The sequence below is a fragment of the Neobacillus ginsengisoli genome (genome assembly GCF_030813055.1).
Genome location: NZ_JAUSTW010000001.1, coordinates 959,769 through 976,021, shown reverse-complemented (window position 1 = coordinate 976,021; position 16,253 = coordinate 959,769). Strand labels below are relative to the sequence as shown.

Annotated in this window: 16 protein-coding genes and 1 riboswitch; of the genes, 6 read left to right on the top strand and 10 right to left on the bottom strand. The window is 40.0% G+C overall.

Annotated features, from left to right (window positions below; all coding sequences use genetic code 11):
* Nucleotides 1-10: 10 nt before the first annotated feature.
* From J2S10_RS05225 to J2S10_RS05215, 3 genes are read left to right on the top strand one after another with little or no spacing between them, the layout of a single operon-like run.
* Nucleotides 11-1,207 carry a YbfB/YjiJ family MFS transporter gene (locus J2S10_RS05225; protein ID WP_307405056.1) on the top strand — a complete coding sequence of 399 codons (1,197 nt, stop codon included), beginning with the start codon at nt 11-13 and terminating at the stop codon, nt 1,205-1,207.
* 4 nt (nt 1,208-1,211) lie between these two features.
* Nucleotides 1,212-2,291, top strand: coding sequence for an NAD(P)H-dependent flavin oxidoreductase (locus J2S10_RS05220; protein WP_307405054.1), 1,080 nt, complete (start codon nt 1,212-1,214; stop codon nt 2,289-2,291).
* 52 nt (nt 2,292-2,343) lie between these two features.
* Entirely contained in the window at nt 2,344-2,841 is a 498-nt protein-coding gene (locus J2S10_RS05215; RefSeq protein ID WP_307405052.1) for a DinB family protein, read from the top strand.
* A 400-nt stretch (nt 2,842-3,241) separates the two neighbouring features.
* Here the strand turns inward: J2S10_RS05215 and J2S10_RS05210 are convergent, their stop codons facing one another.
* A complete protein-coding gene (locus J2S10_RS05210; RefSeq protein WP_307405050.1) occupies nt 3,242-4,333 on the bottom strand; it encodes a CotH kinase family protein in 1,092 nt (363 codons plus the stop codon).
* 195 nt (nt 4,334-4,528) lie between these two features.
* Here J2S10_RS05210 and J2S10_RS05205 point away from each other — a divergent pair, with 195 nt between their 5' ends.
* A complete protein-coding gene (locus tag J2S10_RS05205; RefSeq protein WP_307405048.1) occupies nt 4,529-4,960 on the top strand; it encodes a CotG/ExsB N-terminal domain-containing protein in 432 nt (143 codons plus the stop codon).
* Nucleotides 4,961-5,021: 61 nt separating this feature from the next.
* Here the strand turns inward: J2S10_RS05205 and J2S10_RS05200 are convergent, their stop codons facing one another.
* The 9 genes from J2S10_RS05200 to J2S10_RS05160 all read right to left on the bottom strand — a co-directional run bounded on the left by J2S10_RS05200 (nt 5,022) and on the right by J2S10_RS05160 (nt 13,636).
* Nucleotides 5,022-6,035 carry an ABC transporter substrate-binding protein gene (locus J2S10_RS05200; RefSeq protein ID WP_307405046.1) on the bottom strand — a complete coding sequence of 338 codons (1,014 nt, stop codon included), beginning with the start codon at nt 6,033-6,035 and terminating at the stop codon, nt 5,022-5,024.
* 17 nt (nt 6,036-6,052) lie between these two features.
* Complete coding sequence (locus tag J2S10_RS05195) at nt 6,053-6,820, bottom strand: ABC transporter permease (RefSeq protein WP_307405044.1); 768 nt, start codon at nt 6,818-6,820, stop codon at nt 6,053-6,055.
* Nucleotides 6,810-7,622: an ABC transporter ATP-binding protein gene (locus J2S10_RS05190; RefSeq protein WP_307405042.1), complete on the bottom strand. Its 813-nt coding sequence runs from the start codon at nt 7,620-7,622 to the stop codon at nt 6,810-6,812. The genes J2S10_RS05195 and J2S10_RS05190 overlap by 11 nt, the downstream gene beginning before the upstream one ends.
* Entirely contained in the window at nt 7,570-8,241 is a 672-nt protein-coding gene (gene tenA, locus J2S10_RS05185) for a thiaminase II (protein ID WP_307405040.1), read from the bottom strand. Before tenA ends, J2S10_RS05190 begins: the two co-directional genes overlap by 53 nt.
* Nucleotides 8,238-9,539 (bottom strand): acetylornithine deacetylase, encoded by a 1,302-nt coding sequence (locus J2S10_RS05180; RefSeq protein ID WP_307405038.1) that lies wholly within the window; start codon nt 9,537-9,539, stop codon nt 8,238-8,240. Before J2S10_RS05180 ends, tenA begins: the two co-directional genes overlap by 4 nt.
* A 94-nt stretch (nt 9,540-9,633) precedes the next feature.
* Nucleotides 9,634-9,734: riboswitch (TPP riboswitch) on the bottom strand.
* 65 nt (nt 9,735-9,799) lie between these two features.
* On the bottom strand, nt 9,800-10,531 hold the full coding sequence (locus J2S10_RS05175) for a DsbA family oxidoreductase (protein WP_307405036.1): 732 nt from the start codon (nt 10,529-10,531) through the stop codon (nt 9,800-9,802).
* Between the two features lie 187 nt (nt 10,532-10,718).
* Nucleotides 10,719-11,783, bottom strand: coding sequence for an ABC transporter substrate-binding protein (locus J2S10_RS05170; protein WP_307405034.1), 1,065 nt, complete (start codon nt 11,781-11,783; stop codon nt 10,719-10,721).
* A gap of 205 nt (nt 11,784-11,988) precedes the next feature.
* The gene (locus J2S10_RS05165) at nt 11,989-12,846 is read right to left on the bottom strand and encodes an ABC transporter permease (RefSeq protein ID WP_307405032.1); all 858 of its coding nucleotides are present in this window, start codon (nt 12,844-12,846) and stop codon (nt 11,989-11,991) included.
* Nucleotides 12,818-13,636 carry an ABC transporter ATP-binding protein gene (locus J2S10_RS05160; RefSeq protein WP_307405030.1) on the bottom strand — a complete coding sequence of 273 codons (819 nt, stop codon included), beginning with the start codon at nt 13,634-13,636 and terminating at the stop codon, nt 12,818-12,820. The genes J2S10_RS05165 and J2S10_RS05160 overlap by 29 nt, the downstream gene beginning before the upstream one ends.
* Nucleotides 13,637-13,921: 285 nt before the next feature.
* Here J2S10_RS05160 and J2S10_RS05155 point away from each other — a divergent pair, with 285 nt between their 5' ends.
* Both J2S10_RS05155 and J2S10_RS05150 read left to right on the top strand, forming a co-directional pair.
* Nucleotides 13,922-15,517, top strand: a complete 1,596-nt coding sequence (locus J2S10_RS05155; protein WP_307405028.1) for an ATP-binding protein — start codon at nt 13,922-13,924, stop codon at nt 15,515-15,517.
* A 3-nt stretch (nt 15,518-15,520) separates the two neighbouring features.
* On the top strand, nt 15,521-16,210 hold the full coding sequence (locus J2S10_RS05150; RefSeq protein ID WP_307405026.1) for a response regulator: 690 nt from the start codon (nt 15,521-15,523) through the stop codon (nt 16,208-16,210).
* Nucleotides 16,211-16,253 lie beyond the last annotated feature (43 nt).

Genomic DNA, 16,253 nt, shown 5'->3' with positions numbered 1-16,253 from the left:
AGGTTTTAATTTGAAGAAACAAACTTATCTTTTTTTAATAGGGGGAATATTTTCTTTAATCATTGCGATGGGGATTGGAAGATTTGCCTATACTCCCATTCTTCCGCTTATGCAAAAAGATCTTTCCTTTTCAAATACAGTTGCTGGTTATGTAGCCTCAAGTAATTACGCAGGATATTTTCTTGGAGCAGTTCTAGCAGGTGCTATTCCTTTAAAACAATTTAGAACGATTTCCTTGAGAATATGTCTTATTGTCAATATATTAACCACTGCCACAATGGGTCTAACACATTCTCATATCCTTTGGTATGTACTTCGATTTCTATCGGGGGTTTCCAGTGCTTATGTGTTGGTCCTTGCCTCTGGTATCGTGTTAGATAAACTTTCTGCTATAAACAAAACCTGTTGGTCTGGTTTATTTTATGGAGGGGTAGGTTTGGGAATCTTTTTATCCAGTCTATTTATTCCGAGTTTAAACCATTTATATCAGTGGGAAGGAACTTGGACAGGACTAGCTGTTGTTAGTGGAATACTTGCTTTCTTCGTATGGATCTGGCTTGATGAGATCTCCAACGGAATTGAGATGAAAAATAAACAAGAAAATTTTGCACAGGTCCCACCTACTAAATGGCTTATCTGGTTGATTATCGCCTATGGTTTAGAAGGATTGGGTTACATTGTTACAGGAACGTTTATCGTATCAATCGCTGAAACGACCTCATCCTTTCATAAAGGTGCCACCTTAGTTTGGATGATGGTTGGTTTGGCTGCGATTCCATCCTGTCTAACCTGGTCTTTACTTGCTAAAAAATGGGGATACGTTAAATCCTTAGTTCTTGCAATGGCATTGCAATCCTTGGGTATGGCGATGCCAGCTTTGTGGATCTCAAAAACTAGTTTTATCATAAGTGCTTTATTATTTGGAGCAACGTTTATGGGTATCACTACACTTGCTACCACATTAGGACGGCAAATGAATCCATCTAATAGTAATCGAACAATTGGCATTCTGACCGCTATTTTTGCTATTGGACAGTTGATAGGACCAATCCTTGCTGGAGCCTTATCATCATTTACTCATAATTTTAATACTGCTTTGATAGGAGCATCTTGTGTCGTTTTAATTGGGGCAGGAATGCTTTTAAATGGAATTCAATTTGAGAGGAAATCTAAAGGATTATTAAGTGAAAATAATTACGAGGTGTGAAATTATGCTAAATAATAAAATAACGGAACTTTTGAAAGTTGAGTATCCAATTATACAAGCTCCAATGGCTGGCGGAGTAACCACTTCGAAATTAGTCGCTGAGGTTTCAAATTCTGGTGGTCTAGGGATGATTGGAGCAGGGTATATGACCCCTGTTCAAATACGGGAACAAATTAGGGAAATCAGGCAGTTAACTTCAAATCCGTTTGGTATTAATCTATTTGTTCCTAACGAATTTAAAGTTACAGAGAATGAAATTAAATCGGCTAACCAGTTCTTGAACCCTATTCGTCAGCAATTAAATTTGCACCAAAAAGATAACTTTGAACTTCCTAATTTTAATAATGTTTTTGAAACATTTATTGAACAAATTAAGGTTGTAATTGAAGAAATGATTCCTATTTGTTCTTTTACATTTGGCATTCCTTCTAGAGAAGTGATTGCTGAATTAAAACAATCTAACATTATTCTGATGGGGACAGCCACAACGGTCGAAGAAGCAGTTGAAAATGAAAAAATAGGAATGGATATAGTTGTGGCACAAGGCAGTGAAGCTGGCGGGCATCGTGGGAACTTTATCAATAGATCACAAGAAAGTTTGATTGGTTTAATGTCATTAATTCCACAGGTTGTAGACAATGTTAGCATTCCTGTTGTAGCTTCTGGAGGAATTATGGATGGGAGAGGGCTAATGGCTTCGATTTGTTTAGGAGCGAAGGGCGTACAAATGGGCACAGCTTTCTTGACTTGCGTTGAAAGTGGAGCACACAAGGTTCATAAAGAAACAATCCTTAATGCTAACGAAGACCAAGCTGTTTTAACTCGTTCATTTTCTGGTAAATGGGCAAGAGGAATTAAAAATAAATTTATTTTAGAAATGCAGAAGCACGAAACACTTTTACCAGATTTCCCAGCTCAAAATAGATTAACCCAGGATATTAGAAAGACTTCCAGTGAACAAAACAATCAAGATTTCATGTCACTTTGGTCTGGTCAAAGTCCAAGATTAGCCAAAAGTCAAACCGTTAAATCATTAATTAAAAATATTATTGCAGAAGCTAAAAAAATAAATTCATATATTTAAATTGTTTATGGAATCGTTGTATTCTTTTAATGAATGCCCAGGAGGGAAAGAGATGAAAAACTACCTGCTTAAACAATTAAGATTTGTTCGAGAAAACACAATTAATTGCGTGGCAGAAATGAATGATAAAGCATCACTGTTTATTCCAAAGGGATTCAATAATAATATAAAATGGAATCTAGGACATATATATGTTGTGCAAGAAAAATTCGCATTTTATTTTATTAAGGAAAAAATGATAATGCCGAATAACTTTTCAGAATTATTCACTACTGGCACAAAGCCTACCAATTGGGGAGATCAGGCGTTACCTACGATCAGTGAATTAATCCGATTATTGGAAAATCAAATCGACAGGATTGAACAATCATTGGAATTTCGGCTAAAAGAAGTTATCGAGACGCCTTTTACTACGTCAACAGGTCTTACTTTATCAACAGTTGAAGAATTACTCAGTTTTTGTTTATTTCATGAAGGTATGCATTTTGCTACGATAAAATCGTATAAACGAATTATCAGAATGAGAGAGAGAAAGAATAAGGGTATTTAGAACAAACAAAATGTCCTACTTCTTAAGCAATTATTAAATAATTTTATTTTTAGCACCGTCATAAAAATGGACGGTGCTATATGTGTTAAGCTTAAAATTAAAATTATTAATATCACTCTTTAAGCCTCTTTATTAGACACTTTCTTCTAATTTTTGTTTTTGCTTTGTTAAATTAACCTGCTTACGTTAGTGGAACAAGAAAAAGAGCCGCAGCTGCGACTAAAATCCATTTGATTAAAGCGGGTTATGCAAGTGTGTGAAAACCTATTGCAAAACCAACAAGCAAAACCGGATGGATAATATAAACCCCGATTGCAGCACGGCCCCATTCTTTTAAAATTCTCCCGGAAAAATTTACACTTTCTCGGAACTAAACTATTAAACCTAATTTTAAAACACTCTATTCTAAATTGTTCATTTTCCGCTTTAAATATGCCTTTCTCTCTTCGATAAACTTCAATATGACCTCTAGCTCTTTGTCAAAGTCATTGATTTGTTCCTTTTTATAGGGATCCTGCAGCACATAAGGACGTATTGATTGGAGCAGTCCCTCCACTTTCGGCGAAAGATATTCAACCGTAAATTGCTGATTCATGATTTCTTCAAGCAGATTTCGATATTGCTTGCGAAAAATTGCTACATCTAAAATCCGTGCTGTTAATGTATTAAATCCTTCTATCGGTACATAATCAGCTTCCATGACTTTTCCGTTTACATCCCTTCCCCATGTTGCATCATAATCCCAGGGAATTACTTCAAATAGGCCTGTTTCCCCATTCCGATATAGCGCATAATTATGAACAAAACCATCATAGTTCGCCGTAAAAATAATTCCTGCAACCCATCGTAAGTATTTTTCTACATTAATATATTTGATAATTTCCTTTTCAAAATCAGCCCTTGAAATTGTATTTATTTTAAAAATTAGTTCTTGTAAAAAATAATCATCTGATGATATTCCCCATTTTTTTTCATATCCCAATTCCAGTGACTTTTTCGTTTCTTTATCTAAATCACTCATTAGTGAAAAATTCGCATCACCATCTACCGCATAGAAAATGGCACCATCCGGAAGGTTTCTTCTTTTTAAAAAATTTTCATCTACTGATTCAATTTCCAAATAAACTCCTTCCGCTCTTCCGTTTAAGGTTATAAAAACATGATGGGAGAGCGGAACAAGACTACCAATGTCAGCAAAGAAATCAAAAGACAACTTATTTCGTATAAAGGAAGTATCCTTGTACTCGGCGTTTAAATGTATTTGCTTTGCTCCTCTGTATACCTTTGGTTTATAGAAAGAGACTTGATACGACTTTTTCAAAAATTTACGAATGTGTGAGCCTCGATAGCTTAAATCAATCTCGAGTTTTTTCCCTTCAACCGTTAACTGGGCAGGAATAGGTGCGTCAATCCAAACATCTCTTTTTAGCTCGCGTAGGTCCATAGGATTAATAAATAACTTATAGTGCGGAATTTTTACAGTCTCGTCCATTTTTATAACCTCCTTCCTTTATACGTATGTATGTAGGAGCAGAGAGTTACCTTCGGACAAGTTTTTTTGACATGTATAAGCAATTTCCCCATACAAATGGAAACGTATAAACGTAAATTAATTAAGAAGAGGAGTTTCATCGACATAAGAAAATTGGCTTTCTACTCCTATTCACGAATTAAGGAGGTGCAAATAATGAGATTTTTTTCACAGGATGATATTCAAAATGCAGTTGAAGGTGCAAGAGAAGGCGGGGTTTGGGACTTCATGTTCAATGATCCCGGCTCAAATCGCACATCACGTAGAACTTCAAGACGAAATACTTCAAGACGACGCACATCACGCAGAAATACTTCCAGACGAGTTACTTCCAGAGTACAAAACACTTCCCGTCGAATTACTTCCAGACGAGTTACTTCCAGAGTACAAAATACTTCCCGTCGAATTACTTCCAGACTCCGAAATACTTCCCGCAGAAACACTTCCAGACGCCGAAATACTTCAAGACGTTGCAGAACTCCGCACGGCAGCCCATCCAGATGGGTTACTACATCACGCGGTCGTAATCAAGTAAAAAGATGTTGGGAAGGCAGTAACATGTGGGAATTTAGAATGAGAAGAAGATAACTCCCCACTTACAAAAACAGGCACCGTCCAAATATTGGACGGTGCCTGCCGCTTTCTATTCTTAGAAATTCACAAAAGCATCTTTAGCATTAATAGTTGTTTTTACGACTTTGTTGTCTTCTAGCCACTTCGCAACATTCGTCCATGTTTGCGGATCCTGGTAGCCGAATGCCTTATCTTTTGCATCCATCAATGGAAGCAGGATCTGTAAGCTCTTAGTTTCAACATTCTTATCCAATGGCGAGGATTTATCTTCATGCTTCATTAAAATCGACAAGCCCTCTTCAGGATTTTGCTGGACATATTGCTGTCCCTTCGTAATCGCAGCCATAAATTTCTTAAACACTTCCGGTTTTGCTTTCAGTTCCTTTTCACTGCCCACTAAAACTAATTCATAGTAATCCGGAACACCAAATTCTTTTGGATTTAATGCCCGCATTGGATGACCTTCTTTTTCAAGCAATAATTTCTCATGGTTGATATAACCGCCAATAAGCGCATCCGTTTTCTTTGTTGCCATTGCAGGAATTAAATCCCAACCAACATCAACCATTTTTATTTTCTGCGGGTCGCCCCCGTCAGACTTCACCATTGTCTGGACAATGGCTTCATCTAACGGTATCGAAGGATAACCGATTGTTTTTCCGGCTAAATCTTTAGGTGATTTAATCGACCCATTGGCAGGTACCATTAATTGATTTAGAGGATGGCGGACAAGAGCGGCAAACGATTGAACAGGAATATTCTCGCCGCGAGCGACCAAAACCTCCGGTTGATAGCTAATCGCCATGTCGACTTGGTTGGCAGCAACTAATTTTAGCGGATCGTTTGTATCAGCAGGCATTTTTATATCAACATCCAAGCCCTGCTCTTTAAAATATCCTTTTTCCTGTGCTACATAAAGCAAGGAGTGTACGGCATTTGGATACCAGTCTAGCATTAAGCTTACCTTCTCGGTTTTCGTGTTAGAACCTGAATCCTTCTTTGTGCCTGCTTGGTTATCCTTGTTTCCTGCACTGCAGGCACTTAATAATAGTAAAAATAAACTTATTACAACTACAAAACCCTTTTTCATTGCCTTTTTCTTCCTTCCTAGCGAACTTTATTTTTCAATAATTGCTTTTCGATAAAACCGATTAATAAAAAGAGGATGATTCCTAGTAATGAAAGCAGAAAGATCGCGGCAAATACGGCATCCGCCTGGAGATTTCCGGACATTCTTCTGCTGAAATACCCTAAACCCTCACTTGCACCCAGCCATTCACCAATCGTCGCTCCCACGACACAATAAACGACAGACATTTTCAATCCTGAAAAGAAGGTTGGCAACGCGAGCGGCACCTGGATTTTCTTAAAAATTTGCCAGCGATTTGCCCCCATCGTTAACAGTAATTCACGATATTCCGTTCCCCCGGCTTTGAGACCATCATATGCACTAACAACGATTGGAAAAAATGCTGTTAAAATGGTGACGGCAATTTTACTCCAAATCGAATAGCCGAACCACATGATAAAAATTGGAGATATTGCAATCAGCGGCACTGTTTGTGAAATAACAAGAAATGGATATAGCACCTTTTCCAATGCCCTCGAAAAATGCATCCCTACCCCAAAAATCACGCCACCGATAAGAGATAGAACAAAACCAAGCAATACCTCATTAAGGGTGGCAGGTAAATGCTGTTCCAACAACAGCTGCCGGTTTTCCAACAAGGATTTCCAGATGGATGATGGTGAAGGCAAAATAAACGATGGAATCAAACCATTTCTTACGACCCATTCCCATATGCTAATAAGAAGAACAACGACCAATACAAACAGACCATAGTCATCTGTCCATTTTTTCAATCTACTCTTCATTATGTATCAGCATCTCCAATTCTTTTCTCATAGAAATAAACTCTGTTTGATAAATAATCTCTGAACGTCTTGGTCTGGTCAAATCAATCTTCATTTCTTTCACTCTACTCTTACCATCACCGGATAACAGATAAATCCGATCACTTAATAGAATCGCTTCTTCGAGATCATGAGTAATAAACAATACCGTTTTTTGCAAATCGCCCCACAACTCTAATAACCAGCTGTGCATGTTATGCTTTGTCATGGAATCAAGAGCACCAAACGGCTCATCTAATAATAAAAGGTCTCTGCCCGTCATGAGTGTCCTTAAAAAGGCGACCCGCTGTTTCATTCCTCCGGATAGTTCATGCGGATAAGCATTTTCATATTCAGCCAAACCAAACCTGGATAGCCACTCCCTAATCTCGGCGATTTTTCCTTGCTTTTTTTCCCTTGTGATCTCTAATGGCAGCAGCACATTGTCGATTACGGTCCTCCAGGGTAAAAGCAAATCCTTTTGCGGCATATAGCCGACACTCCCTAATCTTTGTCCCGACTGTTGTCCGTCAATCAGGATTTGTCCTTGATCAGGTTCCAATAAACCGGTGATCAGTCTAAAAAGCGTACTTTTTCCTGATCCGCTTGCACCAATTACGGAAACAAACTCACCTGACCTTACCTCCATTGAGATGTCTTGAAAAATGAACTTCGAGCTTGCGTCACCCGGAAAAGCATAGTTAAGTTCACTTATTGATAAAATCGGCGAACTAGACAGGCCACTCGCCCCCCCGATAGACCATTTCCCAGAACAAATACTCATACCTGGATGTCGTTAAAAAATGATCTTCAATAACATGTAACTCGCGCTCCGGTTTCCCTTCTGCCAATTGGTCTAATAAATCGATCAGCCAGGTAGCCAATGAACCGAATTCATCAGATGAGTACACGCTGATCCATTCCCCATATAAAGGATGCTCTGTAGAACCAGGATATTTTTCCGCGAGCATTTTGCCTATTTCCCAATAGCTCCACATACAAGGGAGCAAAGCAGAGATTAACTCTTCAAGGGAACCATTTTGAGCCACATTCAACATGTAACGTGTATAAGCTAAGTTCATCGGAGCCGGCTTTGTTTCCTCCAGCTGCTGATGGGTAATTCCAAACCGTTCTGCGTATTGCCGGTGCAAGTCCATTTCCCCATGCAAGGTCTCATGGAGCAGCTTAGCAAAAGCAGCCATCGTTTCAATGTCCTTTGCCTTCACCGCACCTAAAGCAAAAAGCTTTGAATAATCGATTAAAAACACATAATCCTGCTTCATATAACGGATAAACGATTCAACAGGCAATTCCCCTGTGCCCATCCCCACAACAAAAGGATGCTGATGAGTTTTTTCCCAGATTTCCCTTACATTTTCAAAAAGAATTTCTGTGAATTTCATTGATTTGCCTCCTTCCTTGTAGTATTACACCATTCAGCAATAAAAACGGCTAATACTTTTGTAAAATCTACTAATTGGCTTATTTCAACCTTCTCATTGACGGCATGAGCATCCTCTAATTTTCCAGGACCAAATATGACAGTTGGAATTCCTGCCCGTCCAAGCCACCCTGCATCGGTAACGGTCGGAGACATTCCTATTTTCGGCTTTTGTGTTAACAATTTTTCAAACGAATCTGCTAACAGTCGTGTTCCCGGGTGCTCAGGATCAATTTCTAATGAAGGGAATATCTCCCCGCGATCCTCAATCATCGATTTTCCGCCCCAAGTGAATTGCGGCGGATTATTGCACAGCCATGGATCGGCAGCAGCCACCGCGAGAATATGCTGTTCAATTTCTTTGATAACCACTTCGTAATCTTCATTTGGATAAAAATGAACCGTGATCCAGAGCGCACAGCGATCGGCAACAAATGCAGCATGCCTGCCTCCTTCAATTACCGCAGGGTTGATGGTGTTGACTCCGGGTTCGAAGCCTTCATAGCTTTTCGTCACAGCCCAATGGCGCTCGAGCTCTTGCAGCCCTGAGATGATTTTCATCATTTTCTCAATCGCACTTGCACCCTTAAGGCCGCCTCCTGCATGAATCATCTTACGTCGCAGCCCGTCGTGATAGGTTTCTTTGCTCTGAACCGTAATCCAGCCTGTGATGACGCCGCCTTGTCCTTGGATATGTAAGTCGCTTGTATCAACGACTACTGCATAATCGGCTGTATAGCCTTTTTCAGTACAATCAAGGGTCCCTGCTTCACCCACTTCTTCACCGATGACCGACTGAAATTGAAGGTCGCCATTAAGCGAGACACCTAATTCTTTTAAAAGTTTAATAGCGATTAACGATGCCGCAATTCCGCCCTTCATATCGGCGACACCGCGTCCATAAATATAGGAATCTTTGATATAAGTATTAAATGGTGATTGGTCCCACGCTTTATCATCGCCAACTTCTGCAACATCCACATGTCCGTTTATGATTAAACTATTATATAAATCGGAAGCTTCTCCTTTTAAGATGCCGACAACGTTGGGATCGTCAGGGTACACATCCCACTTTTCCGTTTTAAATCCCAAATCTTCTAAGTACTTTTTAATAAATTCCTGCACATCATTTGTATTTCGGGCAGGCGGGCTTACTGTTGGAAACGCAATTAGTTTTGTCAGTAATTCAATCAATTCTTCTTTTTTTGATTCTACTTGATCCGAAATCTTTTGTGACAAATCTTCAGATATCGCTCTCATTTTTCATACCCCTTATTTGCAAAATAAAAAACCACTCACTTTTAAGAGAAATGAGTGGTTTGAAGATTAATGTCAAAATAAATGAGGCTGACATAAAAGGTTCGTTCCACTTCCCTCCGCTGGTATCATCCAGATCAGGTTCAAAGGGTCTAGAACAAAGTTCCATCTCAGCCAAAGGCCCCCCTAGTGTGAGTCGATCATCATATTGAGTTCGAAATATAGTAAAACTATAGCACAGAATTAGAAAATGTAAAGTAATATTACTCTTTTCGCTCCGGAATTGCACAGCTTCCATCAGCACAACTTGCATCCTCTGCATTCTCTGTTGAAAGATCCTGCAACACCGGTGATGCTGATTCCTCTTGCCACACTTGTTGGAGTGCACCTGAGAACGTTGCCGTTGGTTGAGCTCCGGAAATAGCATACTTTTGATTGATAACAAAATACGGAACGCCACTTATGCCATATTGCTGCGCAATTGATTCATCAATCCGAACATCATTTGCATATGCGTTTTGATCTTGCAGCACCTTTAATGTTTCTTCCCGATCGATACCCGCAGCTGCTGCGATGTCTGCCAACGTATCGTGATCCCCGATGTGCTTGGAATCAGTAAAATAAGCATAAAGGAGCTTTTCGGTTACTTCTGCTTCTTTCCCACGAGTTTTTGCAAACTTCGCCAAGCGGTGGGCGTCAAATGTATTTGTTGGCTTCATCGTATCAAAATGGTAGGTCAAACCAACACCTGCAGCTTGCTGACCAACTCCCTGATTGGCTTGTTTTGCCTGTTCAAGACTCATCCCATATTTCCCTGCTAATACTTCGTGAATACTTTTATCAATATTTTTTGGTGAATTTGGATCAAGCTCAAAGCTTTTAAATTCTACCTCGACCTGATCCTTTTGCGGAAATTGAGCCAGCGCTTCCTCTAACCGACGCTTCCCAATATAACAAAACGGACAAACAAAATCCGACCAAACTTCAATTTTCATGTGAACACCTCGATTTTCTCCGATTAAGTACTATAGTAACACAAGGATCATAAAACCCATATTTACTTGCTTAATATCGTAAATTCAGTTAACTTTTCCTTTTAAATTTCTACCTGGTGTTCCCCAAAAAATCTTTTTCACATAAAAACCGGGGCCACAGCAAGCGGCACCCGGTCTATGAAAATCATTATTTCACTTTATCAACAAATTCGTTTGTATAAGTCTGGCTAAGATCGACATTCTTTACAGCCGGTTTAAACGCAGAGAGGATCTTTTGAACATTGTCCGGAACTCCTGCCGGCATTTTTCCATCAGTTGTGAACATTGGAAGCTGACCTTTAAGGGCTTGGATATATAGAGCTTTATCTCCTGCATAATACTCTTCCGGCATTTTATCGGCAATTTCCTCAGGAGTATGGGTACTCATCCATTTTAATGTTTTTACATAAGCATTAGCCAATTTTTGAACGACTTCCGGGTTCTTTTTCACAAAATCGTTACTCATATAGAGACTTGTAGAGGCATATTTTCCGCCTAATGCAGCTACTGTTCCATCTTTAGAGTTCATATCTACAAATGTGTAAGCCAAATTTTTATTCTTCAGTAAGGACGCAGTCGGCTCACTTGTTACGGCTGCATCGATTCGGTTATTTTGCATGGCTGCAATTAACGTTTGCCCGGCTCCAACCGGCAATGGTTTGTAATCGCTTTCCTTATTTCCGCCTTTAACTACATTGTAGCTTGCTAACATATTGGTGGACGAGCCTAGTCCTGTTACCCCAATTGTAAGTCCCTTCAAATCTGCTAATGTTTTCACTTTATCCTTTAATCTGTTTGCTACCATAAGCTGCTCACCAGGTACATCAGCCATCGTTACGACTGCTTCAACCTTTTTCCCTTTGGTTTGTAAATCAAGGGTATGATCGTAGAAACCGCCTGCCCCATCGACCTGTCCAGCTAAAAGGGCTAACTCCGCATCCTGACCCGCGCTTTCCTCTACAAGGGTTACTGTTACCCCTGCATCCTTGTAATATCCTAGCTTTTCAGCCAGCATATATGGCATGTAAATAATTTTCTCCAAGCCGCCGACCATAATGGATACCCTTGGAGTTCCTGAAGTAGATGCAGTGCTGTTGTCTTTTGTTTTGCTTGGTGCCGATGTTGTTGTCGAGGATGAACATCCTGATAACAACATTGCTGCAATTGCGATACCTGATACCCCAGTGCTTAATCTTTTCATAGTTTTGTTCATTAGTACCTTCCCCCTCAATAGATAAATTGATATAAAATTCGTACTTAGAGAATTGTCTAGCTCCAGCTCCCAGCGACTAGTATACTTCCCTCTCCTCCTTACGATAAGTCAACTTCGAAACGCCAAAAACGCGATTCGTGTTTCCTTTATCTCATACGGAGCTGTCCAGTCCTGTCGTGCGCTAAAAGGTCGCTTCCGCTTTTATTTATTGGCGGATATGCCGCCAAGCAATAAACCGTTTTTCCAGCTTTGAAACTCCCCAATCGGCAATCAACGCCGTAATCGACAGGATGACCATTCCGGCAAAAACACCAGTTGTATCAAAGGCGCCCTGTGCTTGGGCGATTAGGTAGCCCAGCCCTTCTGTTGCACCAATGAATTCACCGACAACCGCTCCGATTAAGGCAAATCCGAAGCTCGAATGCAAACTCGATAAAATCCATGTAAGGGCGGAAGGGATAATAACATGACGCGCTAATTGGCGTTTGCTTGCTCCTAAAAGCCGCGCGTTATTGACTAAATTGCGATCCACCTCTCTAACTCCCTGAAAGGCATTGAAGAAAACAATGAAAAACGTAAGTACTAAACCTGAAGCGACCTTGGATGACATGCCGAGTCCAAACCATAAGATAAAAATTGGCACAAGCACAACACGCGGAATGGCATTGATCATTTTAATATAAGGACCTAATATAACCGAAAGCAGTTCATTGACACCTAATGCATAACCGAAAATAATTCCCGCAATCCCTCCTAATACAAAAGAAAGAATCGTTTCTTCAAAGGTAACCAAGAATTGTAGATATAGCGGGCCAGCGGTTGTTCCATTTACGACCCATGTCCAAATATGCTTCACGATATCAAATGGACTGGAGAAAAAGAATGGATCAATCAGTTTTTGACTCGATAAATATTGCCAAGTTCCCATCAACACAACAAACACTGACAGCTGCAGACTCAAATTGCGAACTCGAAGTTTTAGCGCTTTCCTCTTCATTTCAGTCTTTCGTGAAACTACTTCCACACTGGTAGGACTAGGAATGGAGTTTGTTTGCGTTCTCATAACTAATCATCACCTCGTCCTTCAAATCTTCCCAAATTTGTTTGTGGATTCTCATAAAAGCAGGATCAAAACTTATTTCCGCGACATTGCGCGGTCTTGGCAAATCAATCCGGTAATCTCCTTTGACCGTTGCTCCAGGACCGGCCGTTAGTACAATCACCCTGTCGCTTAAGGCAATTGCTTCTTCTAAATCATGTGTAATAAAAAATACCGATGCGGACGTTTCCTCCCAGATGCGAAGCAATTCATTTTCCATCAGATGTCTTGTGTGAACATCAAGGGCAGAAAACGACTCGTCCATTAGGAGAATTTCAGGTTGTACTATTAAACTTTGGGCCAATGCTACCCGTTTTCTCATCCCACCGGAAAGCTGGGAAGGATAATGTCCTTCAAATCCCTTTAATCCAACTCGGGCAATCCATTTTCTTGCTTCTTCATACGCTTCAGCTTTGCTCATTCCCCGTAACCGTAATCCCAAGGAAACATTATCAATGACTGTTTTCCACGGGAAGGCATTTTCTGTTTGAAAGACACAGGCAGCCCGGGGGTTGATCCCTTCTAATTTCTCACCGGAAATAAGAACTTCACCTACTGAAGGAGGTTCAAACCCGGCAATCAAGCTTAATGTCGTTGATTTTCCGCAGCCTGTTGGTCCAACAATCGATACAAATTCACCTTTTGTAATTTTTAAATCAATATTTCGTAAAACAGTATGGACTTCACCATTTGGCTTGATAAATTCCTTTGTAACTCCCTTTAGTTCCATCATTACCGGAGCCGATTGTGTCATGTCCTGATACACCTTTTTCTCCAAAGCACCCACTGGATTCCCCCATTTCTTAATTTTTTGGTAACGTTTACATAATGAATTATAGAAAATTCATAACATTATGAAAATATTTACCCGATATGTTTGATAAAAACAATAAAAACAATTTAAACGATTTCCCCAACCGTAATAAATACTATTTTGATATAGACTGACTAAAGGTTTTTACTTTAAAATAAAGATAGTTTCATTTTTCAGAAAATTACTAAACTACTCCCCTTTGTGCGGACAAGGATGTGTCTACGGTTGAAACGGAAAAAAGGCCCCATGAAGCTGCGTACTAAAATTAATGGTCTTATTTTATTAAATCTTTTATTTGTCCTTGTACTTTTTATTGTCACATTATCAATTATTATGGTTCACAGGGAATATGGAGAGACAGGCACCAATGCTTTGGCGGTTGCGAAAACGGTTGCAGGATTACCTGAAGTTGTCCAAGCCTTCAAGGAGCCTGACCCTTCTTCGATCATCCAGCCGATTGCCGAAAGTATCAGAAAGAAAACAGGGGCTCAGTTTATTGTCGTTTCAAACATGAAGTTAATTCGCTATAGCCATCCTGATCCATTGAAAATCGGCAGGCATATGGTAGGTGACGATGATAAAACAGTTTTGCTGGGAAAAGGAAGTATAACTCAAGCAAAAGGAACACTTGGACTCTCGATCCGTGGAAAATATCCTGTATATGACGGGCAACAGCATCAGATTGGCATCGTTTCAGTTGGTTTTTTAATGGAGGGTATATGGAAAAAGCTTACTTCCTTAATCCTTGAGATCATCGCCATTGGCGTAATCGCTTTGATCATTGGCCTCATTGGCGCATTTTTACTCTCTGGCCATATTAAGAAACAAATTTTCAATTTAGAGCCCCATGAAATTGCCTTTCTCACTCAACAGCAAGCTGCCATTCTTGAATCCATTCGGGAAGGAATCATCGCAGTAGATACCAACGGAATGATTACAACTTTTAATCGGGAAGCAAAAAGTATGTTACCAAAGGAATATGGCGAACCGATTGGGAAAGCGATTACATCTATTCTGCCGAGCTCACGATTAAAAGAAGTCATATGCGAAGGGACTTCTCATTTTGACCAACCGATGATTGTTGGCAATTCATTAGTTGTGGTAAATCGAATTCCCGTTAAAATCAATGGTAAAGTAATTGGGGCTGTGGCAAGTTTTCGCGACAAATTACAGCTTGATCAATTGGACCAAAGGTTAGCAGATATCGGCCAGTACGTTGATACATTGCGGAGTCAACGCCATGAATTTATGAACAAGCTTCACCTTATTTCCGGGCTAATCCAAATGAAGGAATATGAACTTGTAAGAGAGCTCATTGAGGAAGTACATAATGAACAACAAAATGTGCTTGACTTTTTCCTAGCTCGGGTTCGCGACCCCGCAATTGTTGGCGTTCTTATCGGAAAATTGCATCGGGCTAAAGAGCTGGGAATTCACTTAACAATTACAGGAGACTCAAGTGTATCCGAGCTCTGCCCCCACAGGGAAACAGTTCTGACCATCCTCGGAAATGCCATTGAAAATGCAATGGAAGCCATCAAAACGCAAGGTAAGGACACACATCCTGGTGCAACTATAACCGTCCATATTAAAGAAGAAGATGAACGTCTTTATTTGGAAGTGAGCGACACAGGTCCCGGCATTGACCCTGAACTGGGCGACCAAATGTTTGAAGACGGAAAAACAACCAAAGGCGAAGGACGAGGTTTCGGCTTATCATTAGTATCCCGTTTAGTCTCAAGATTAGATGGAAGTATCTATATGATTTCTTCTCCAGAAGGAGCTACTTTACAGGTAAGTTTACCAAGAATGGAGTGTTAGATAATGAGTCAGCAATTTTTGCGCGTGTTGGTTGTAGATGATGATTTTATGATTGCAAAACTTCACGGGAAGTTTATTGCATCTCAAAAAGGCTACCAACTAGTTGGAACCGCTCATAGCTTTGAAGAAGCTCACACAATGATGGATATGGTGGAGCCCGATTTGCTCCTACTAGACGTATACCTCCCGGACCGTTCCGGAATCGAGTTGTTGAAAACCATCAGGATGCAAAATAGACGTTGTGACGTGATTTTAATTACCGCAGCAAAAGAACTTGAAATTGTTGAAGATGGATTTCGATTCGGGGTCATTGATTACCTAATCAAGCCTTTTGACCTACATCAGCTACAAACAGCTCTTTTAAAATATGCGAAATTCAAATCGAGACTTTCTTCCTCAAGCCAGCTGGATCAAGGTACAGTAGATGATTTGAAAAAACTGCGGGTCTCGGAATCGACATTTTTACCAATCAATCAAAAAGGGATTGATCTACGTACATTAGAGAAAATAAAAAAATGCATCACCTACTCACCGGAACCGCTAAGTGCTGATCAAATTGCAAAACTGGCAGGTGTTAGTCTTTCGACTACCAGAACGTACCTTTCCTATATGGTTGAGGAACAGGAATTGATAGAAGAACAACAATACGGCACGGTTGGGCGGCCGCTTAGAATGTATCGGGTTATAAACTAAGGCTGAAATCGGTTAATAGATTCAAAAACCTTAGTTTGAGAGG